20 protein-coding genes and 1 tRNA gene are annotated in these 20547 nt (G+C 40.3%); 15 read left to right on the forward strand and 6 right to left on the reverse strand.

The genetic code is table 11. The features are described 5' to 3' along the window. Positions 1-129 precede the first annotated feature (129 nt). From F3G66_RS07995 to F3G66_RS08015, 6 genes are all read left to right on the forward strand, one after another. Positions 130-687 (forward strand): hypothetical protein, encoded by a 558-nt coding sequence (locus tag F3G66_RS07995; RefSeq protein ID WP_149707749.1) that lies wholly within the window; start codon positions 130-132, stop codon positions 685-687. Further along, the gene (gene proC, locus F3G66_RS08000; protein ID WP_149707750.1) at positions 684-1598 is read left to right on the forward strand and encodes a pyrroline-5-carboxylate reductase; all 915 of its coding nucleotides are present in this window, start codon (positions 684-686) and stop codon (positions 1596-1598) included. Before F3G66_RS07995 ends, proC begins: the two co-directional genes overlap by 4 nt. A 19-nt stretch (positions 1599-1617) precedes the next feature. Then, positions 1618-1794, forward strand: a complete 177-nt coding sequence (locus F3G66_RS09485) for a hypothetical protein (protein ID WP_188115851.1) — start codon at positions 1618-1620, stop codon at positions 1792-1794. Positions 1795-1998: 204 nt separating this feature from the next. Further along, positions 1999-2307: an SEL1-like repeat protein gene (locus F3G66_RS08005; RefSeq protein WP_149707751.1), complete on the forward strand. Its 309-nt coding sequence runs from the start codon at positions 1999-2001 to the stop codon at positions 2305-2307. Between the two features lie 415 nt (positions 2308-2722). Next, the gene (locus F3G66_RS08010; RefSeq protein ID WP_149707752.1) at positions 2723-3292 is read left to right on the forward strand and encodes a hypothetical protein; all 570 of its coding nucleotides are present in this window, start codon (positions 2723-2725) and stop codon (positions 3290-3292) included. A gap of 21 nt (positions 3293-3313) precedes the next feature. Beyond that, positions 3314-5755, forward strand: coding sequence for a molybdopterin-dependent oxidoreductase (locus tag F3G66_RS08015; protein WP_149707753.1), 2442 nt, complete (start codon positions 3314-3316; stop codon positions 5753-5755). Positions 5756-5786: 31 nt separating this feature from the next. On the opposite strand, the gene F3G66_RS08020 is transcribed toward F3G66_RS08015, so the two are convergent. Together F3G66_RS08020 and F3G66_RS08025 are read right to left on the reverse strand one after the other, a co-directional pair. Then, the gene (locus tag F3G66_RS08020; RefSeq protein WP_223154244.1) at positions 5787-6095 is read right to left on the reverse strand and encodes a YolD-like family protein; all 309 of its coding nucleotides are present in this window, start codon (positions 6093-6095) and stop codon (positions 5787-5789) included. Continuing rightward, complete coding sequence (locus F3G66_RS08025) at positions 6085-7347, reverse strand: Y-family DNA polymerase (RefSeq protein ID WP_149707754.1); 1263 nt, start codon at positions 7345-7347, stop codon at positions 6085-6087. Before F3G66_RS08025 ends, F3G66_RS08020 begins: the two co-directional genes overlap by 11 nt. 377 nt (positions 7348-7724) lie before the next feature. Here F3G66_RS08025 and F3G66_RS08030 point away from each other — a divergent pair, with 377 nt between their 5' ends. Then, complete coding sequence (locus tag F3G66_RS08030) at positions 7725-8240, forward strand: autotransporter outer membrane beta-barrel domain-containing protein (RefSeq protein ID WP_149707755.1); 516 nt, start codon at positions 7725-7727, stop codon at positions 8238-8240. 46 nt (positions 8241-8286) lie between these two features. On the opposite strand, the gene aroC is transcribed toward F3G66_RS08030, so the two are convergent. The 4 genes from aroC to F3G66_RS08050 are packed head-to-tail and all read right to left on the reverse strand — an operon-like array spanning position 8287 to position 11468. Further along, a complete protein-coding gene (gene aroC, locus F3G66_RS08035; protein ID WP_149707756.1) occupies positions 8287-9354 on the reverse strand; it encodes a chorismate synthase in 1068 nt (355 codons plus the stop codon). A gap of 8 nt (positions 9355-9362) precedes the next feature. Beyond that, a complete protein-coding gene (rnc, locus tag F3G66_RS08040; RefSeq protein ID WP_149707757.1) occupies positions 9363-10034 on the reverse strand; it encodes a ribonuclease III in 672 nt (223 codons plus the stop codon). After that, positions 10031-10465 carry a ribonuclease HI gene (gene rnhA / locus F3G66_RS08045; RefSeq protein ID WP_021090299.1) on the reverse strand — a complete coding sequence of 145 codons (435 nt, stop codon included), beginning with the start codon at positions 10463-10465 and terminating at the stop codon, positions 10031-10033. Before rnhA ends, rnc begins: the two co-directional genes overlap by 4 nt. Beyond that, positions 10443-11468, reverse strand: a complete 1026-nt coding sequence (locus F3G66_RS08050) for a tetratricopeptide repeat protein (protein WP_149707758.1) — start codon at positions 11466-11468, stop codon at positions 10443-10445. Before F3G66_RS08050 ends, rnhA begins: the two co-directional genes overlap by 23 nt. Positions 11469-11529: 61 nt before the next feature. On the opposite strand from F3G66_RS08050, the gene dnaG reads away from it, so the two are divergent. From dnaG to F3G66_RS08090, 8 genes are all read left to right on the forward strand, one after another. Then, positions 11530-13206: a DNA primase gene (dnaG, locus tag F3G66_RS08055; protein WP_149707788.1), complete on the forward strand. Its 1677-nt coding sequence runs from the start codon at positions 11530-11532 to the stop codon at positions 13204-13206. A 104-nt stretch (positions 13207-13310) separates the two neighbouring features. Continuing rightward, positions 13311-14546 (forward strand): M20 family metallo-hydrolase, encoded by a 1236-nt coding sequence (locus tag F3G66_RS08060; protein WP_149707759.1) that lies wholly within the window; start codon positions 13311-13313, stop codon positions 14544-14546. 10 nt (positions 14547-14556) lie between these two features. Then, the gene (locus tag F3G66_RS08065; protein ID WP_149707760.1) at positions 14557-15876 is read left to right on the forward strand and encodes an amidohydrolase; all 1320 of its coding nucleotides are present in this window, start codon (positions 14557-14559) and stop codon (positions 15874-15876) included. Continuing rightward, a complete protein-coding gene (gene pepE, locus F3G66_RS08070) occupies positions 15873-16571 on the forward strand; it encodes a dipeptidase PepE (RefSeq protein ID WP_149707761.1) in 699 nt (232 codons plus the stop codon). The genes F3G66_RS08065 and pepE overlap by 4 nt, the downstream gene beginning before the upstream one ends. Before the next feature lie 14 nt (positions 16572-16585). Further along, a complete protein-coding gene (gene dcuC, locus F3G66_RS08075; RefSeq protein WP_149707762.1) occupies positions 16586-17896 on the forward strand; it encodes a C4-dicarboxylate transporter DcuC in 1311 nt (436 codons plus the stop codon). A gap of 11 nt (positions 17897-17907) precedes the next feature. Continuing rightward, entirely contained in the window at positions 17908-19131 is a 1224-nt protein-coding gene (gene pepT / locus F3G66_RS08080; RefSeq protein WP_107788744.1) for a peptidase T, read from the forward strand. A gap of 59 nt (positions 19132-19190) precedes the next feature. Then, positions 19191-20180 carry an argininosuccinate synthase domain-containing protein gene (locus F3G66_RS08085; protein WP_149707763.1) on the forward strand — a complete coding sequence of 330 codons (990 nt, stop codon included), beginning with the start codon at positions 19191-19193 and terminating at the stop codon, positions 20178-20180. A 105-nt stretch (positions 20181-20285) separates the two neighbouring features. Beyond that, positions 20286-20362, forward strand: a tRNA-Met gene (locus F3G66_RS08090). Positions 20363-20547 lie beyond the last annotated feature (185 nt).

Raw genomic sequence — 20547 nt, forward strand, 5'->3', positions numbered from 1 at the left:
AAAATTTATCAATCTTAAAACCATTTATACTTTAAAATACCATACTTACTTTTCTATTTTTACTTTTAATGTAATCAATATGAAAATGCTTAGTTTATGCTAGAATCGGCGAAAATTTAAAGGGAACCGATGAAAAAACTAAAATTTATCTTCACTCTTACTGCGGCGTTTATTTTTAGCGGCTGCTACGAGACGACGCTACTTACGCGCGTGCCGATCTCCGCGCTTGTTTCGGACAAAGGCTCGGACGTGAAATCCACGATCGTGCTAACGGGTATAACGCCGCAGACGCACGAAACGAAGACGGTAACGGATAATGTTCGCATTTTCGTCCCGGACGCTAAATTTAAGGACTTCCCGACGGGAGAAACCGCCTACGAGATGAGCGTTAGCGCCGGCAAGGGCGAAAAGGGCGGCAAAAACTCGGATAAGCGCGCCGTGCGGATATATCTAAGCCAAGACGGCGAAGTCTACGGCAAGCTTAGCAAAAACATGCTCGAGCAGTACGCGGGCGCGGCGAAACAGGGCGAAGCGCCGACGCTAAAAGCAGCGATCAAATTTGAAAACGACACGAAGGACGTCTATGAGCTGGTCGCGGGCGCGATCTGGGCGGATAGCGCGGCGGTACGCGAGGCGATCGCGGGCAAAGCGGTCAAAATCAGCACTCTAAAAAAGGCGGCGAAATGAAAGGCGTAAAAATCGGCTTTATCGGCGGCGGAAATATGGGCGGCGCGATGATAGAGGCGCTTTGGCGCGCGCAATCTGACGAAGCGGACGCGGGGCGAAGCTTGGCCGAGGACGAGCGAAAATTTGACGGCGGTGGCGAGGCACATGGGGCGGAAAATTTAGCACAAACGGATAAAAACGTAAGCCCGCGCGAATACGAAAAAAAGACGAAATTTGAAATCCTAGCCTATGCTAGAAGCAAAAACGAAGCCTTGCGGCAGAGATTTAGCGTAAAAATAGCAGCGAGCGAAACGGATCTAGCGCGCGAAGCGGATGCGGTCGTACTGGCTACTAAACCTGCTAGCTACGAGGCTATCTTGCGCCTGATCGCGCCCGAGCTTGCGGGCAAAATTTTGCTTCTTTTGGCGCCTAATTTTGACATAAATCGCGCTAGGCAAATCGTAGGCGAGGGCGTTTATATAGCTCGCGCGATGCCAAATATCGCGGCTTGCATCGGAGCGTCGGCCACGGCTCTTTGCTTTGACGCTGGATTTAGCGAGGCTAAGAAAGAGACCGTGCGCGAGATAATCGCTAAAATCGGTAAAATTTACGAGATAGACGAGGCCGGGTTTGCCGCATTTACGGGCATCGCGGGAAGCCTGCCGGCGTATGCGTGTGCCTTTATCGAGGCTGCGGCCGATGCGGGCGTGCGGGGCGGATTGCCTAGGCAGCTTTGCTACGACGCCGTCTGCGCAGCCGTAGAAGGAACGGCGCGTCTGATCCAAAGCGGCAAGCACCCTGCCGCGCTAAAAGACGAGGTCTGCTCGCCGGCGGGAACCACGATCGAGGGGCTTACCGCGCTTGAAAACGGCGGATTTCGCGGCGCTTTGATGCAGGCCGTCGCCGCTTGCATCGCCAAAGCGCGGGGTTAGGTAAATTTAAAGGATAAAAATGAAAAATTTATTATTTGCGCTCTTTGTAGCGTTAAATTTATTCGCTAGCGAGCCTGGCCTTTCGCCCTTGCTAGCCGCAGATACGCTAGAAAAGCTCAAAAAATGCAAAAATCCCGACCTAAACGCCACCAAAGAGTGCGTGCAAGCGGGCATGGTAGTGGCTAACTTAAAGTAAGACTACGGCGCGGCGGAGGGGCTATTTAGCCTAGCCTGCGCTAAAGGAGACGGCGAGGGCTGCTTTTATCTTGGCGAACTTTATAAAAATAATCTAGTAAAAGCCGCGGATAAGAGCGAGCGCGAGACCAAGATTAGCGCGTATTACAAGGCTAGCTGCGTCCTTTACGATTATTTGCCAGGTTGCTTGGCATTAGCAAATTTCATGCAAGAAGAGCTAGGCGACGAGGTGCAGTCGTTTGCGATAAACAATACTCTATGCAACAAAAAATACGCTCCCGGATGCTACAACGTGGGCTGGATGATAGAGCGAACGGGAGGCGATATAGGCGAGATGATGGAGTATTACGAGCGCTCGTGTAAGCTAGGCTACGTAGGCGGCTGTGAGAGGGCGACGTGGCTGTATGAGGGAAATTTCAACGAAAACAGATACGAGCAAGTAAAAAAAGACGCGAAAAAGGCAAAGCAAATGCGAAAAAAGGCGTGCGAGCTAGGCGATAAGCAAAGCTGTTAGATTGATAATAAGGCGTTTTGATAAAAATTTTTAAAACGATAAAACTCTAGAAAGTCTTAACATAGCTAGCAATGTAGAGTAGTAACTTTTAGCATGCTTATAAATACTGCAAGAAGTTTACTAATTTAAGTTTTTAAGTTTATAAAAGCTTTGCCACACTTTTTTATAGTAGCTAGTGAAGTAAGGTTAAATTTTTACTTCACTAGATCCAAAAGTAAGATTTTTACAGAGCTTGTGTTTGCTTATATTTTTAGCTATCAAAACAATTGACAAAACCCACTGATAAATTTTCTGCTAAATCTTATTTTTAATAAAAATGAATATTAACTTTCTTAAATAAAACTAAATATAACAATGTAATTTTAAGCCATTAGGTTATAAGATTTTTTTAAATTTTATTTTTAAGGATTGCAACATGAAAATGCTATTTTTAGCCCCTGTCTTAGCATGTAGTCTTGCTTTTAGTGCCGATGTTATCGCAAAAGATGCCAATATAACGCTAGATGGCAAGATGATAGGAAAGATCGAGGTTTTAACACCAGTTGAAGTCGTCGAAAAAGGTGATAAAACGAGTAAGATCAAGGTTAATGGCGTAGTTTCGGCAAACTATTTAGCCCAACTTCAAAGAAGTATAGAAGATCCTGAAGTTTTTGTAGCTTTTAATGACGAGAGTGAGGCAAATTTCAAAAAAGTAAAAGATCTTGAAGATGACTACGGCGAGGTTTGGTACCAAGCAGAGGGTGTTTACGAAGTGCCAAATGATGCACTTGGTGGCGATACAAAAAAGCTTTACGTAAAAGCACAACAAATTTACGAAGAGACCTGCTCTGCTTGTCATAGACTTCATGAGCCAAATAGCTTTACAGCGGCTCAGTGGCCAGCAAATTTAGCTGGAATGGTCGATGCAAAATTTGTAGCACTAGACGAAACTGACCTAAATTTAGTGCTCAAATACCTACAACACAATGCCAAAAAAGTAAAATAAATTTTTCATAAGGGAGAAAATATGAAAAGACGAGATTTTATAAAATTTTCTGCACTTGCTGCCACAGCAGCGCAGGCAAACAAGATAGAGGGCGTGACTAAGACCATTTTTGACCAAAACAAAACCTTTGGCGCAAATAGATTTGGTCTATTTTGGGCAAATACCAACTCAAATCAAATCGTATCCGTTGATCCATTTGATGGTGATAAATTCCCAAATACAATGAATAACAGCTTGCCAGACCTCATCCAAAACGAAAGCCGTGTGCTCTATCCATACGTAAGAAAGAGCTACCTAAAGGCAAAAGGTGCAGCAAAAAGTGAGCTTCGTGGCAAGGAAGAATTTGTACGTGTTAGCTGGGATACAGCACTTGACCTTGCTGCAAAAGCCTTAAAAGAAAATTTTGATAAATATGGTCCTGAGAGCATCTACGGCGAGTGCTACTGGTGGGGCGGTAGTGGTAAGATCAGCTGGGGCAGAACCGTTGGTCACAGGATGCTAAAAGTGCTTGGCGGATACGTCGAAGAGAGCGGCGACTACTCAACTGGAGCTGGGCTTGTCATCATGCCTCACGTCCTTGGAAATAGTGCGGTTTATGACGCTCCTACAAAATGGGAAGCTATGGTTAAAAATGCTAAGAACATCGTATTTTGGGGCACTGATCCGCTTGTAACTGGTCAAATTTCATGGCAGCCACCAACACACGATGGTTATCTTGGCATCAAAAAGATAAAAGATGCTGGCATTAAAACCTATAGTGTTTGCGTCTTCAAAAACGACACCACAAGATACCTTGGCTCTGAAACTATCATCGTTCGTCCAAATACTGACGTAGCAATGATGCTTGGTATGTGCCACTATCTTTATGAAAACAAACTCTATGACGAGGAATTTATCAAAAAATACACAGTTGGCTTTAATAAATTTAAAGACTACCTGCTTGGCACAACCGACAAAGTGGTAAAAGACGTAAACTGGGCTAGTAAAATTTGTGGTGTAAAAGCTGAAGATATCGCTAAATTTGCAACAGCGCTTGCAAAAGAGCCAAGCACTATCATCGCTGGCAGATCTCTTCAAAGACAAGATCATGGCGAGATGGGCTTTTGGGGTATCGTAACACTTAGTGCAATGCTTGGCCATATCGGTAAAGAGGGTCTTGGATTTGAGTTTAACCTCTACTACGGAAACGGCAGCACTGATAAGATAGCACCTGCTCTAAAAGGTATCAGCACTAGGATAAGCGAGAAATATGAAAACGTAGATGGTGCTCCGTGGAAGAAATTTAAAAACATAACCATCCCATCTTCAAGATCGATTGAAGCCTTGCAAAATCCTGGCAAAGAGATAGACTATGATGGCTCTAAGATCAAACTTCCACATATGAGAGTGGCTTACATGGCTTCTGGTTCGATGTTTACAAGACATCAAGACGTAAATAACGCCGTAAAAGCGTGGCGTAAATTTGATACTGTAATAACTGCTGAGCCATTTTGGACAAGCACAGCTAAACTAAGCGACATCGTCTTGCCAGTGGCACTAGAGGTCGAGAGAAATGACATCAACCAAAGTGTCCCATCAAGCGAATACATCGTGGCTTATAAGCCAGTAGTTGAGCCAATGGGCGAAAGCAGAAGCGACTACTGGATATGCTCACAAATTTGCAAACGCTGGGGCAGAGAAGAGGTCTTTACTGAGGGTAAAGATGAGCTTGGCTGGGCAAAAGAATTTTACGCAGATGCGGTGGAACAAGCCAAATCACTAGATCTTAAAATGCCAAGCTTTGATGAGTTTTGGAAAGAGGGATATGTCAAATTTGACAAAGACAATGAAGAGACAAAATACTACACAAGACTTAGTGCATTTAGAGAAAACCCACACAAAAATCGCCTTGGCACGCCATCAGGCAAGATAGAGATATACTCTCCAACTATTGCTAAATTTGGCTACAAAGACTTTGCTCCACACTTTGCTTGGATCGAGCCATTTGAGTGGCTTGGTAGTGAAAAAGCTAAAAAATATCCATTTAGCATCACAACCCCACACTCAAGATATCGCCTCCACTCTCAGCTAAATAACTCAATAATCAGAAACTACGCTGAAGTGAGCGCAAGAGAACCGATGCTAATAAACACAAACGACGCTAAGAAAAAAGGCATCGCAACTGGTGATGTAGTGAGAGTCTTTAACGATAGGGGCGAAATTTTAGTAGGAGCGCTTGTCACTGACATCATTCCAGAGCGTGTCATCGCCATCTGCGAAGGTGCATGGTATGATCCTGAAGTGCTTGGCGAAAGAAGCCTTTGTAAACACGGTTGCATCAATGTCCTAACACGCGACAAAGGCACATCTAGTATCGCTCAAAGCAACTGCGGACATACAATACTAGCGGATCTTGAAAAATATAAAGGCGAGATCAAACCAATAACTGCCTTTTCTAAACCAAAAATTTTACAATCTTTGTAGAATTTATATAAATTTAGCCCTCGCTTGGGGGCTAAATTATTTTTAGGTCATTTATATCTTCAAATTTGATCCTAGTTTTTACAACCATAAGAGTTTTGTTTTTGAAATTTACATCGGAGATTAGCCCTCTAGCACTTGCATAGGTATAGCCGTCATAGTAGCTCACATATACCTCATCAGCTGCTCTTAGCCTGCTTATCTTTTTTAAAATTTCATCCACCATGCTTTCATCAAGTTCAAGCTTTTCTCTTCTCTCACGCTCACTTGACCGCAAGGCTCGCTCTAAGGTTGATAGGGGATTAAACGAGTTAAAAATTTTTGCTCTATCTTTACTCGCCACTTTTGTGCCCTCCGATCTTTTTATTTCGGTCTTGCCCAGTGGCTTCTGGTAGTAGATCGATCGCTCTTAAAACCGAGTTTTTACCAAATTTTTCTTTTATGATATTTAGGGATTTTAAAACCGCCTTTTCTTTAGTATCATCCTCAAAAAGACTAGAGTGAGCTAGACTCTCTTTTACTACGTCATTTGCACTGATGCTAATTTGCCTAATCAGTCCAACATTTTTTATCTTATTTAAGAGTAACTCTTCGGCTGAATTCATCAGCATGCTTGAAACATTTGTTGGTGTCTTAAACCGAACGCTAGCACGCTGGTGTGGCTCGAGTTTGTCGGCAAATTTTATATTTATTGTTATTCCGCTCGCCATTACTTCTTTGTTGATCATCCTAAGTACTAGTCTATCAGCCATTTCTTTTAGTACGACTACCGCCTCACAATGTTCGTAGTCTCTTGGTAAAATTTCAGAGCTAAAATAGGATTTTGTGCTTGGTTTATAGGCTTTTATGTCAGCTATTGTCGTTGGCTCTATGCCATTTGCGTGATCTATCGTTATATAGGCATCAACTCCAAAAAATTTCTCAAGTAAGCTTCGCGGAGCATTTGATATATCTTTCATACAAAAAATTCCATGTTTTTCCAGCTTTAGCCTAGTTTGCTTACCGATACGCCAAAAGTCATCTAGCGGTTGATGCGTCCAAAGACGTTCTTTGTAAAGCTGCTCGTCTAAAAATGCAATCCCATCATCACTGTGCTTAGCCAGGATATCAAGGGCAATTTTTGCGAGGTATAAATTTGTACCCATGCCACAGGTGGCCGTCACGCCAGTAGTTTTTAAAATTTCATCCATTATCTTTTTGGCTATGGATTTTGCATCGGTATTATAAAATTTAACATAAGAAGTAAGATCGATAAAGGCCTCATCGATAGAATAGACATAGATATCATCTTTTGAGACGTATTTTAGATATATCTCATAAATTTTAGCAGCATAGTCGATGTAAAACTGCATTCTAGGCGGTGCGATGATAAATTTTATAGCCTTTGGTATCTCAAAAAGCCTGCATCTATTTTTCACACCTTTTGCTCTAAGAGCTGGGCTAACGGCTAGGCAAACACTTCCGTTGCCACGACTATCGTCAGCCACGACTAGATCGGCTTTAAACGGATCAAGCCCTCGCTCCACACACTCAACTGAGGCGTAAAATGACTTTAGATCAATGACGGCATAAAATTTTTGTGCTTCGTTTTTCATGTAGTGATTATAGATGAAAATTAGTAAAAGTTCGTTTTTGAAAAATTGATCTTAAGGCTAAAATTTCTAATAAAAATTTTTTAGAAACAAAATAAGTAAAATGGATAAATTTTACTAGCGGAGTTAGGGTAAATGCAATGCATAAAGAAGTTAATATAACTAACTGGACCTTCTATTGAAAAAAGTAGACAATCAGGTGTTTATATTGGTTTAACAGATAGAAGTGATGTAAATTCTAGCAAAGTAAAAATAAAAATGGCGAGTCTATGCTCGGAGCTTTTGCTATACCAACATTTGATAACAGCGATGAAGATGTCAAAATAGATGGTAGAGTTAGAAACTATGGACTTGGTATTTTTTAAGGCTAAATTTTTCACGTGATTTTTATATCGATCTCATGGCAAAAAGCTGGTAGGAGTCAAACTAAGGTTGATGCAAAAGATGTAGATTATAAAATCTCGATGCCATACTACAATGCTAGCTTTGGTGTCGGCAAAAAGATAAAATTTGATAGCTTTATACTTGATGGTGGGCTAAACTACGCACTCTCTTATGTCGGTAGCGATGAGGCAGATATCGGACAAAGCACATTAAAATTTAGTAGCGTTACATCAAGTAGAGCTAAAATTTACTCAAAAATAGCCTATGATGCTGGCAAATTTAATCCTTATGGAAAAATTAGCGCTGAGTATAAATTTAACACCAAGTCAAAAATAGCAGTGATCCAAGAAGACGAGGAGATCAGCCTAACTCAAAAAGGAACAAGCTCGGAGGTTGAGGTCGGTCTAAGATATACGCCAACTTATGCAACACTCATAAATTTTGGCATAGCACAATCTTTTGGCAAAAAAGATCAAAGCAGCGCAAAACTTCAGTTTGCTTATAGATTCTAAAAATTTAGTGGCTTTTGGCCACTAAATCTTACTCATTTTTATATATTTAGCCATAAATTTTCTTTAAATTTTCAAGCTTTGTGCTAGCATTTAGTAGTAACATATCGGCGATAACTAGCCTTATCATCGCGGTTGCAACGACGCTTCCACGTATGCCTATGCATGGATCATGTCTGCCTCTTAGCTCAAAGTCTACCACTTTGCCAGCCAAATTTAGTGTCTTTTGTTCTTTAAATATCGAAGGCGTAGGCTTAAAATGGCTCTTTAGTACGATCTCAGCGCCGCTACTTATGCCCCCAAGTATCCCGCCAGCGTTGTTGCTCAAAAAGCCAAGCTCGTCCATCTCGTCATTGTTTGCTGAGCCCATCATAGAGCTTACATTTACGCCAGCACCGATCTCAACGGCTTTTACACCATTTATGCCCATCAAAGCCGCTGCTAACGCGCTATCTAGCTTATCATAAAGTGGCTCGCCAAGACCAGCTGGCACTCCTCTAGCCACGCTTAAAACCACAGCTCCCACGCTATCGTGCTCGCTTCTAGCTTTATTTACCAATTCTTTCATCGCTTCTTCATTGCCAAGAGCATAAATTTGAGAATTTTTAGCAAAGTTAAAGTCTATTTTGTCACTAAAAATTTTGCCTATACCAAGTACTCCACTTAAAATTTCTATATTAAACTCATTTAAAAGCAGCTGCGCAAAAGCCCCGCCAGCAACCCTTACAGCTGTCTCTCTAGCACTCGCGCGCCCACCACCTCTGTGATCTCTAATGCCATATTTTTTAAAATAGGTAAAATCAGCATGCCCAGGGCGGAAAATTTCACGTAAATTTTCATAGTCATTTGACTTTTGGTTGTTGTTAAAAATGGCAAAACCTATTGGCGCGCCAGTGCTCATGCCATCAAAGACGCCGCTAAAAATTTCTATCTTATCGGCTTCATCTCTTGCGGTTGTAAAATTGCTTTGTCCAGGACGGCGTCTATCTAGCTCGCTTTGGATGAAATCCGCGTCTATCTTTAGCCCAGCCGGAAGTCCATCTATCACGCCACCGATCGCCACCCCGTGGCTCTCACCAAAGGTTGTTAATGTTAGTTTTTTGCCAAATGTATTCAAAATTTTTCCTATTTTTTGATTTTTTCTAGTGCAATTTTTGCTGCAAGCTGTTGGGCTTGCTTTTTGGAGCTTCCAACAGCGCGTGAAATTTCTTTGCCATTTAGCAGCAGTGCTATCTCAAATTCTTTCTTATGATCAGGGCCTGACGTGCCGATGAGCTCGTATGTTGGTATGACACCAAGACTGGCCTGAGTGACCTCTTGAAGAGCGGTTTTGTAGTCCTTTTCAAGGTGTGCAAAGTCGATCTGTGGATAGCAAAGTTCAAGCAGAGCGATCGAAATTTCTCGCACTTTATCAAGTCCAGCCTCAAGGTAGATAGCGCCCATCACCGCCTCAAATGCGTCACTTAAGATGCTATCTTTCTCGCGGCCGCCGTTGTTTTCTTCAGCCGTGCTTAGCCTTAAAAATTTACCCATTTTTAGATGCCTTGCCATATTTGCAAAGCTTTTTTCATTTACAAGTGCAGCTCTTAGCTTACTCATGTCTCCCTCTGCGATCTTGCTAAATTTCTTAAAAAGATACTCAGCCACGAGCAGATCCATCACCGCATCGCCCAAAAACTCGAGCCTTTCGTTATTTAGTGCCTGCTTAGTGCTCTTGTGCGTTAGCGCCTCTTCTAAAAGTTCAGTTTTTTTAAATTTATAGCCAAGACTCTTTTCAAATTCTTCTAAAATTTTCATCTTTCATTCTCATCTTTTATTTTTAATGCCTCATCTCTTGCCATCTGGTCGCACTCTTCGTTTTCAGGGTGTCCAGCATGTCCCTTAACCCAGCTTGCCACGACTTTGTGAGGCTTTGAAATTTCTAAATACTCCTGCCAAAGCTCGACATTTTTTACATTTTTAAAATTTCTCTTTTGCCAGTTAGAAAGCCACTCATTTATGCTATTTACTACGTATGAGCTATCGGTAAAGAGTCTCACCTCACAAGGCTCTTTTAACGCTTTTAACCCCATTATCGCAGCTTTTAGCTCCATTTGGTTATTTGTCGTGTATGCCTCTCCGCCGCTTGCTTTTTTCTGCGCTTCGTTAAATCTCAATATATAAGCCCAGCCGCCAGCTCCAGGGTTTCCAAGGCACGAGCCGTCGCTAAAAAGTGTTACTATCTTCACTTGGTTTTTCTGTGATGTGGGATAAAATTTTTACACTTCCTAGCTCGTGACAGACCGGACAGCGGTAAAAATGCATAGGAAATGAGTTTTTGCAGCTTTTACAAACATAGTTAAAGCTTAACCCAGCCGCGTCAAATTTAGCATCTTTTAGTTTTTTGATAACGTTTAGCTCAAAGCCATCAATTTCACATGGCTCATCTATATCGCCCTTTGCGTAAAAGAGTGATTTGTACTTTGGATCGCTTAAATTTATAGGCGTTTTTAGATTATAAAGCAGATCGATCACATCTTCAAAACGAGCAAAATCTTTTAAATTTTCTAAATTTTCATTGTGCCTTATGAAAAGTGCTAAGATCATACGTCTTAAAAGCTCAAAATTTTGGCTAAGGTGGGAGAGAATTTCTACCTTTTCATTAAAGCTTAAATTTCTATCATCAAGCGTGCTAATAGCCTTTATATAGGCCTTTTGATCTTTTACATTTACACCAAGCTCTTCAAGAGAATTTAGCGCATAAAGAGCTTCTTTGTAGTTTTTAAGTTTTTCATCTATCATCGTTAAAAAGCGAAGTGCAAGCACATTTCTTGGGCTTAGTTCAAGCACTTTTTCAAAGACTTCGCTAGCTTTTTTTAAAAATCCGGCCTTAAAATAGACCTCTCCAAGCTCGTTTAGGATAAATTCTTTTTCATTTTTATCTCTAACTTTGCCAAGTGCGATGAGATAAACACTAATTGATTTTTCAAAATCACCATTTTTAGCGAAAGTTTGCCCTAGCATGCAAAGGCTTTGGGCGTCTATCTCTGGGCTTTGTAGCATCTGTTTATGCTCGCTACTTATGCCATCTTTGCTATCAAATTTTCTTATAAATTTTTCGATTCTTTTTTTCTCATCTTTGCTTGAAAAGATACCCCAAGCGTAGCTTAATGCAGCTATCATCAAAATAATGCTAAATAAAATAATAAGGCTAAATATCGGATCTCTGTGCCCAATGAAAAAAATATCCACGCTCCTACTTTGTAATAAAATTTTACTTTAATTATAACAAAGCGGTTGTATAATTTTGCTTATGATAGATCCAAAATCCATAGAAAAACTCAAAAATCAAATCGATATCGTTGACATTATAGAGCACTATTTGCCAGTTAAAAAAATGGGTGCAAACTATAAATGCGTCTGCCCATTTCATGATGATAGAAATCCTAGTATGAGCATAAGTCAAAGCAAACAAATTTTTCACTGTTTTGCTTGCAAGGCCGGCGGAGATGCGATCAAATTTGTAATGGATTATGAGAAATTAACCTATCCAGAAGCTATCGAAAGAATAGCTAGTCTTGTAAATTTTAGCCTTGAATACACAAGCGACAAAGCCCCAACACAAAAAGAAAATAAGCACATTTTAGAAAAGACAAATGCTTTTTATAGGAGCGAATTTTTCAAGCACGAAGCCGCTGTGAGATATATCTATTCTCGTGGCATAAATGATGCGATGATCGAGAAATTTGAGCTTGGCTGGGCAGGGGAGAGTGCTAGTACTATTAGGCTTTTGCAAAATGAAAATATCGAGCCAAAAGAGGCACTTGAAGTTGGAATCGTAAAGCAAAACGAGAAGGGAATTTATGCTAGTTTTATCGAGCGTATCACATTTCCCATATATGCGCACACGGCAAAATTAGTTGGCTTTGGCGGTAGAACGATCTCAGATCATCCCGCTAAATATGTAAATTCTCCACAAAGCATGGTTTTTGACAAGTCAAAGCTGCTTTACGGCTATCATTTAGCTAGACAAAGTATTTTTGAAAAGAAGCAGATCATCATCACAGAGGGATATTTAGATGTTATCATGCTGCACTTTGCTGGCTTTACAAACGCTGTTGCCGTGCTTGGGACCGCACTTACGACTAATCACTTGCCACTTTTAAAAAGAGGAGAGATAAGCGTAGTGCTTTGTTTTGATGGTGACTCGGCTGGTATAAATGCCGCTATAAAATCATCTCGTCTTTTGGTGCAAAATGAAATAGATGGAAGCGTTGTCATTATAAAAGATGGTGCAGACCCTGCGGATATGGTATTTGCAGGTAGAAGCGACGAGCTAAAAGAGATGTTTGGTTCTGGGACTGAGCTTGGTGAGTTTTATATCGAGCAAATTGTAAAAAAATATGATATTACGCGTCCAGTGCAAAAGCAAAAATGTTTAGAAGAGATAGTGGAATTTACAAATTCTCTAAAGCCAATAATCGCAAAAAGTTACGAATTACTGGTCTCAAATTTGCTCAAAATAGAGCTAAATACTTTTAGCCTTCATGGGCAAAGATATATAAATAGACAAGATCAAAATTTTACAAATGCTGCAATAAATAAACAAATGGCTCAAAAAAAAGATAAAACCGATATTTTGGAATTTAGCGTTTTAAAGAGCATGCTAGCAAATAAAAATTACGAAGCTATCGTTTTAAACGAGCTTGAGGAGAAATTTTTCTTGCACCATAAAGATTATTTTCAAGCTGTTTTATTGCCAAATATTGAAGATAATGCGGTGCTTGTTAGAGAAATTTATGTTGATGAAAGCTCAAACGTAGCTTCGAGCGAAGAGAGCCTTAAAGAGGCCATTTTAAAGCTAAAGCTAAAATACTATGAGAAGTTTCGCGAAGATACTAGAAAATCACAAAAACCAAATAAAATCGAATTAATGCAAAAAATTTCAGAAATTATAAAAAGCATATACGACAAACTACAAAAAAATTAGATTTCAAAATTTAACACTTATTCAGCTTTAAATCATAAAACTAAATGTAAAATGTTCAAAGTAATAAATATTTTTAAGATCAGTTTTATTTTTAAGGATTTATTATGATAAATTTTAAAAGATTTGAGGCGAATTTTAATGCTATAAGCAGATTTGGAGCATTAAAAGGTGGAGGGCTAACAAGGCTTGCATTTAGCAAAGAAGACTTGGAAGCTAGAAATTTTCTTATAAATTTAATAGAAGAAAATGGCTTTAAACTTAAAATTGACAATGTTGGCAATATCTTTGCTATATATGATGATGGCTGTAAGCCAGGCGAGAAGCCAGTTTGTGTGGGCTCTCATATAGATAGCGTGCCAAATGGCGGCTTTTATGATGGTATGCTTGGCGTTATGGCTGGACTTGAGGCGCTAACCTCGATAAAAGAAGCTGGCATTAAGCTAAAGCGTCCGCTTTGGCTGATAAATTTTTGCTGTGAAGAGTCAAGTCGTTTCAAGACAGCGACCATTGGCAGCAAGATAATAAGTGGTAAACTTGGTCTACAAAGGCTTCATGAGCTAAAAGACGAAGATGGCATTTCGCTTTTTGAAGCGATGAGCAAATTTGGACTTGAGCCACAAAATTTAAATGATTCTATTTTAAAAGAACACTCATTTCATTCATATTTAGAACTTCACATTGAACAAGGCCCAGTGCTTGAGCGAAGCGGCATAAGCGTTGGCGTAGTAAGTGGGATCGCCGCTCCTATAAGATTTGAGATTATTATCCATGGCAAGGCAGATCACAGCGGTGCAACTCCGATGAATATGCGTAGCGACGCGCTGCTAGCTGCTTCACACATCATAATCGCAGCCAATAAATTTGCTAAAAATAAAAAAACAGCTGTGGCTACTGTTGGTTACGCACATGCAAAACCAGGCGTTTTAAATGTCGTGCCAGGCGAGGCAAGGCTTGGAGTTGATCTAAGAGATATTGATAAGGTAAGCTTAGAAGAGCTAAATTTAGAGCTTAGAAATTTTATAAAAGAGCTAAGCGGAGAGCTAAATTTTAGTTATGAGATAAGAGAATTAAGTAGTGACGAGCCAGTAAAACTAAGTGAGCATGCTATAAATTTACTAAGCGAAGAGGCTACTAAACTGGACATAAAAACGCTTACTTTGCCAAGCGGAGCTGGACACGATGCGATGAATCTAACAAAACTTGCAAGTAGCGTTGGCATGCTTTTTATACCTTGCGTTGGTGGCATCAGTCACAATATAGCAGAAGCTATAAATTTTGATGATGCTTTCAAAGCTACACAAATTTTAACAAATGCACTAATTAAACTATCAAATGAATAAGGAGAAATCTATGGATAAGATAGCAAATTTGGCTCTTTCTTTAAAAGATGAGCTGATCAAGGATCGCAGGTATTTTCACTCACATCCAGAGACTGGCTGGTTTACATTTTTTACAACCGCCGTACTAGCAAAGAGGCTTAGCGATCTTGGTTATGAAATAAGCCTTGGTGACAAGGTGGTTAAAGCTGATGCAAGGCTTGGCCTTGGCTCAAAAGAGCAGTGCGAAAAAGCAATAGAAAGAGCCAAAAAGCTCCTAAGTCCTGAAGAGGCAAAATATCTTCCTTATATGAAAGATGGACTAACTGGCCTAACAGCCTTTATAGATACAAAAAGGCCTGGTAAATTTACAGCATTTAGATTTGACATTGATAGTGTTGATGTGACAGAGAGCGCAGACGCTGATCACAGACCTTACAAAGAGGGTTTTGGTGCAGATATCGCTGGTATCACGCATGCTTGTGGGCATGACGGACACATATCGATAGGTCTTGGTGTAGCAAAACTTATAGCTGAAAATTTAGATGAGTTTAACGGTAAATTTAAATTTATATTCCAAACAGCAGAAGAGGGCACAAGAGGAGCTGTGGCTATGGAAGCTGCTGGTGTGCTTGATGGTGTAGAGTATCTACTTGGCGGTCATATCGGCTTTCAAGCAAAAACCAATAGAGGCATCATCTGTGGAACAAATAAGCTACTTGCAACTTCAAAATTTGACGTACATATCACCGGTCGTTCAGCTCACGCAGCAGGAGCACCTCAAGATGGTGCAAATGCCCTTTTAGCCGCATCTCAAATGGCACTAAGCATGCATGGTATCACAAGACATGCAAAAGGCGTGACCAGGATAAACGTAGGCGTTTTAAAAGCAGGTGAAGGCAGAAACGTCATCGCGCCAAATGGTTATCTAGCTTGCGAAACAAGAGGCGAAGATACAAATTTAAATGATTTTATGTATGAAAAATGCATGGATATCGTTAAAGGTGTGAGCGAAATTTATGGCGTAGAGAGCAAAGTCGTAAAAACTGGTGGCACAAACGGAGCCGATAGCGACAAAGAAGTAACTGAAATTTTCTATGAAGCTGCAAAGCAAAGTCCATTTATAGATGATGACAAGATCGTAAAAGAGCTTGATTTTGGTGCTTGTGAAGATTTTGCTCACTTTATGAGAGCTTTGCAAGATAGGGGCGCAAAGAGTGGCTATATGATGATAGGAACAAATTTAAAAGCAGGCCATCACAACTACAAATTTGACTTTGATGAGGAGTGTTTGGTGGCTGGGGTCGATATCTATATAAGATCTGCTTACAAACTAAATGGAGTAAAAAAATGAAAAATGCTTTACTAATCAGTGCTTCAAGCTATCAAGATACTGGCTATTTAAGGCACTGCAAAAACTGGGTTAAGGAATTTTTAGGTGAATGTGGCAAGGAAGAAATTTTATTTATCCCTTACGCTGGAGTTAGGCGAACAAATGACGAGTATGAGCAAAAAGTAATTGATAGATTAAAAAATAGCAATATAAAATCAATCCACCACTATGAGGATAAAATTTCAGCTATCAAAAATGCTAGCAGTATCGCAGTTGGCGGAGGAAATACCTTTATGCTGCTTTACACTCTTTATAAGCTAAATTTAGTCGAGCCTATAAAAGAAGCTGTGGCAAATGGCGCAAAATACTTTGGCTGGTCAGCTGGTGCAAACATAGCTGGCAAGACGATGATGACGACAAATGATATGCCTATCATCATGCCAAAGTCATTTGATAGCTTAAATATATTCCCTTATCAAATAAACCCGCACTTCATAAGTGGTAAGCTAGCAGGTCATAACGGCGAGAGTAGAGAGGAGAGGTTGGAGGAATTTTTAATAGCTAATCCAAAAGAGACCATTTACGCACTGCCTGAAGGTACGGCTTTGCTCATAGAGGGTAGCGAAGCTAAGGTCATAGGACACAGCGAAATTTTAAAATTTGAGTATCAAAAAGAGATAGAAAAAATAGAAGTTGGAACTAAATTTAAAATCTAAGCAAGGAGAGAGGTATGGAAACATTTAAGCTAATTGCTGCCATTCTTGGCATTACAGCTGTTGTGGCACTTCTTGTCTTAAAAAAAGAGACAAGAACGGTGCTAATAGGTGTTGGTTTAGTGCTTTGTATAATCGCACTAAAACCGATGGGAGCACTAAGTGCTTTTACTGACTATATGACCAAAGCAGGGCTTATAAAGGCGATTTGTGCAAGTATGGGCTTTGCATTTGTTATGAAATACACAATGTGCGATAAACATCTTGTTGCGCTTCTTACAAAGCCGCTTAAAAACGTGGGCTTTATCTTGATCCCCGCAACAACCGTGCTAACTTATTTTATAAATATCGCTATCCCTTCAGCTGCTGGCTGCTCGGCTGCTGTTGGTGCTACGCTTATACCACTTCTAATGGCCTCAGGTATCCGCCCAGCTATGGCTGGTGCTGCTGTTTTTGCGGGTACATTTGGTGGAGTCTTAAGCCCAGGATCGGCTCACAACGTCTATGTAGCTGATCTTGTTAAAAAGACGGTTGAGGGCTACACAGTTCAAGATGTCATAAAAGTGCAAATTCCAAGTGCATTTACTGCTCTTGTTATCGTAGTGATCGCATTAGTTATTGTTGCGATACTACTTAAAGACTATCAAAAAAATACAAATTTCACTCTTGAAAGTAGTACTACTAGCGAAGAGAAGCTGCTATTTAAAGTAAATTTTATCTACGCTATTATGCCTCTAGTTCCACTTGTTATTTTGGTTATTGGTGGAACAAGCCTTGCAAAAGATTATAGCTTTCTTGCATGGACAAAGATGGGCGTTGCTGAGGCGATGATACTAGGTGCCATCATAGCTATCTTTGCTACGCTTACAAATCCGCAAAAGATCACAAAAGAATTTTTTAACGGAATGGGCCACGCTTATGCCGATGTTATGGGTATCATCATCGCAGCTGGTGTCTTTGTCGCTGGCTTAAAGGCATGTGGAGCCGTTGATGTGGTCATCGCATGGCTCAAAACAGATCAAAGTTACGTTAAATTTGGCGGAACGTTTGTGCCATTTATCATGGGTATAGTTACAGGTTCAGGCGACGCCGCTACATTTGCATTTAATGAAGCCGTCACAACAAACGCCGCTGCACTTGGCTTTGAGCAAGATAAGCTTGGTATGGCAGCAGCTATTGCTGGTGCTTTAGGTAGATCAGCTTCTCCAATTGCTGGTGCTGCTATCGTTTGTGCAGGCATTGCGATGGTTAGTCCAGTTGAAATCGCTAAAAGAACATTTTTGGGTATGTTTGTCTCTGTTGTAGCGATTGCATTTTTTGTCATCTAAAAGGATAAAAAATGGATATCGTAGAGAGATTTTTAAACTACACAAAATTTAACACAACAACAAATAAAGAAAATGGGTTAAAAGGTGTCATGCCTTCTAATCCAACCGAGTATGAGCTAGCTAAGTTTTTAAAAGAAGAGCTTAGCTCGCTAGGCATAAAAGATATCATTTTGCAAGACAATGCTATCTTGATAGCAAAAATTCCTGCAAACTGCGAAAATGCTCCAAGTATCGCCTTCTTTGGGCATTTAGATACAAGTAGTGAGCAAAAAAATGATACCAAAGCTAAAATCGTAAAATACACAGGTGGCGACATTTGCTTAAACGAAGAGCAGGGAATTTATCTAAAATTTAGCGATAACCCAGAGCTTAAAAAGTATGTTGGTGATGACATAGTCGTGACTGATGGCACTAGCTTGCTTGGGGCTGATGATAAGGCTGCGATCGCTAGCATTGTAAATATGGCTAGCTACTTTATGCAAAATCCTGATGTAAAGCACGGTAAAATCGTGATCTGCTTCGTGCCAGATGAAGAGCAGGGCTTACTTGGGGCAAAAGCACTTGATGTAAATTTGCTTGGAGCTGATTTTGGTTACTGCTTAGACTGCTGCGAGATAGGCGAGCTAATATATGAAAACTGGAACGCGGCTGACTGCACGATGGTCTTTAAAGGCGTTTCGGCTCATCCGATGAATGCAAAGGGCAAGCTTGTAAATTCGCTACTTCTTGCGCATAAATTTATCTCACTTTTGCCAGGCGGCGAAGTGCCAGAGTGTACCGAGGGCAAAGAAGGCTATTTTTGGGTAAAAGAGCTTAGTGGAAACAGCGCAAAAACAACTCTTAAGATCGATATAAGAGAATTTGATGAGGTAAAATTTCAAAAAAGGCTTGAGTTCTTAAGCGATATGGCAAATTCTTTTAACAAAATTTATGGTGAGCGTTGTGAGATTACGCTAAAAACACGCTATGAAAACGTCTTTAAATTTTTAAAAGACGAAAACTCACTTCCGATAAAACTAGCAAAAGATGCCTTTAGCGAGCTAAATATCACGCCAAATATAAAGCCGATGCGTGGTGGATATGACGGCGCTGTGATATCTGCAAAAGGTGTGCCAACGCTAAATTTATTCACAGGGGCAAACAACTTTCACTCCGTCTTCGAGTATTTGCCAGTTAGCAGTCTAAAAGCTGCTAGCGAAGTCATCAAAAAAATCGTAATTAACGCTGCTAAATAAACTTCATAAAAGCCTAGATTTAGTAAATTTAGGCTTTAAATTTTACTTTCAGGATAAGAATGAAGGCTTTAGCTTTGTTTAGCGGAGGGCTTGATAGCATGCTCTCAATGAAATTAATAAGTGATCAAAACATCGAAGTGGTCGCACTTTATATGGATACTGGATTTGGCGTAGATGAAGAAAAACATGAAATTTTAAGACGCCGTGCAGCTTTGGCTGGAGCTAGCTTAAAAGTGGTTGATATGAGAAACGAGTATCTTCGTGATGTGCTTTTTAACCCAAAATACGGCTATGGCAAGCAGTTTAACCCTTGCATCGACTGCCACGGATATATGTTTAAAACCGCTTTAAATATGCTAAAAAGCGAAAATGCAAATTTTATCATCACAGGCGAAGTCGTAGGACAAAGACCGATGAGCCAGCGAAGAGACGCACTCTTTCAAGTTAAGCGTCTAGCTGATGATGAGGACGATCTTGTGCTTCGTCCGATGTGCGCTAAGCTCTTGCCACCAACTAAGCCAGAGCGCGAGGGCTGGGTCGATAGAGAGAAGCTGCTTGATATAAGCGGGCGCGATAGAAAGCCGCAGCTTGCTTTGGCAAAGGAATTTGGCTTTGAGGACTTTGCAACACCTGGGGGCGGATGTTTGCTAACGATCGAGAGCTTTGCTGTGAAGATAAAGGATTATCTAAATTTTGATAAAGAGATGCGAGATATCGATGTAACGTGGCTAAAGCTTGGTAGGCATCTGCGCTTGCCAGATGGTGCTAAAATGATAATAGGACGTGACGAGAGCGATAATAACGCACTTTTAGCACATCCAAACGATAAATTTGATCAGGTAAAATTTAAAGAGAGCGATGACATCGTAGGAGCCGTTAGCTTCATAAGCAAAAACGCTAGTAAAGCTGACAAAGAGCTAGCTGCAAGGCTTGCATTAGCTTATACAAAAGCAAGCAGAGAGAATGAATTTGAAGTTAGCATCGCTGGCGAGAAATTTAGTATCACACCCGAGGATAAATCTCTAGCTCAAAATTATTTCGTGAAATAGACATTTTATTGATTCTTGGTGCTTTTACTTTGTGTTTGTAGATAAAGATGGTTTTTATCTACAAATAAGTTTAAAAATTATATAATCCGAAACTTATTTTAAAGTGTCACGGTAGCTCAGCTGGTTAGAGCGCTGGTCTCATAAGCCGGAGGTCGGGAGTTCAAGTCTCCCCCGTGACACCAAAACACCCTATTTTAGGCATTAGCAGTGATGCTTTTGTTCTTTCCCTTTCTTTAAAATTTCCTTTAAGAGTGGAACACTTAGTTACTAAAGTGGGACAGTCTCTTAAAAATTTCAACGATTATAAAGTCATCACCCTTTTAATACCATAAAAATAAATTTGTTTTAAATTCTTTCTTCTGGCTTT

The organism is Campylobacter concisus (genome assembly GCF_902460665.1).
GTDB lineage: Bacteria > Campylobacterota > Campylobacteria > Campylobacterales > Campylobacteraceae > Campylobacter_A > Campylobacter_A concisus_AL.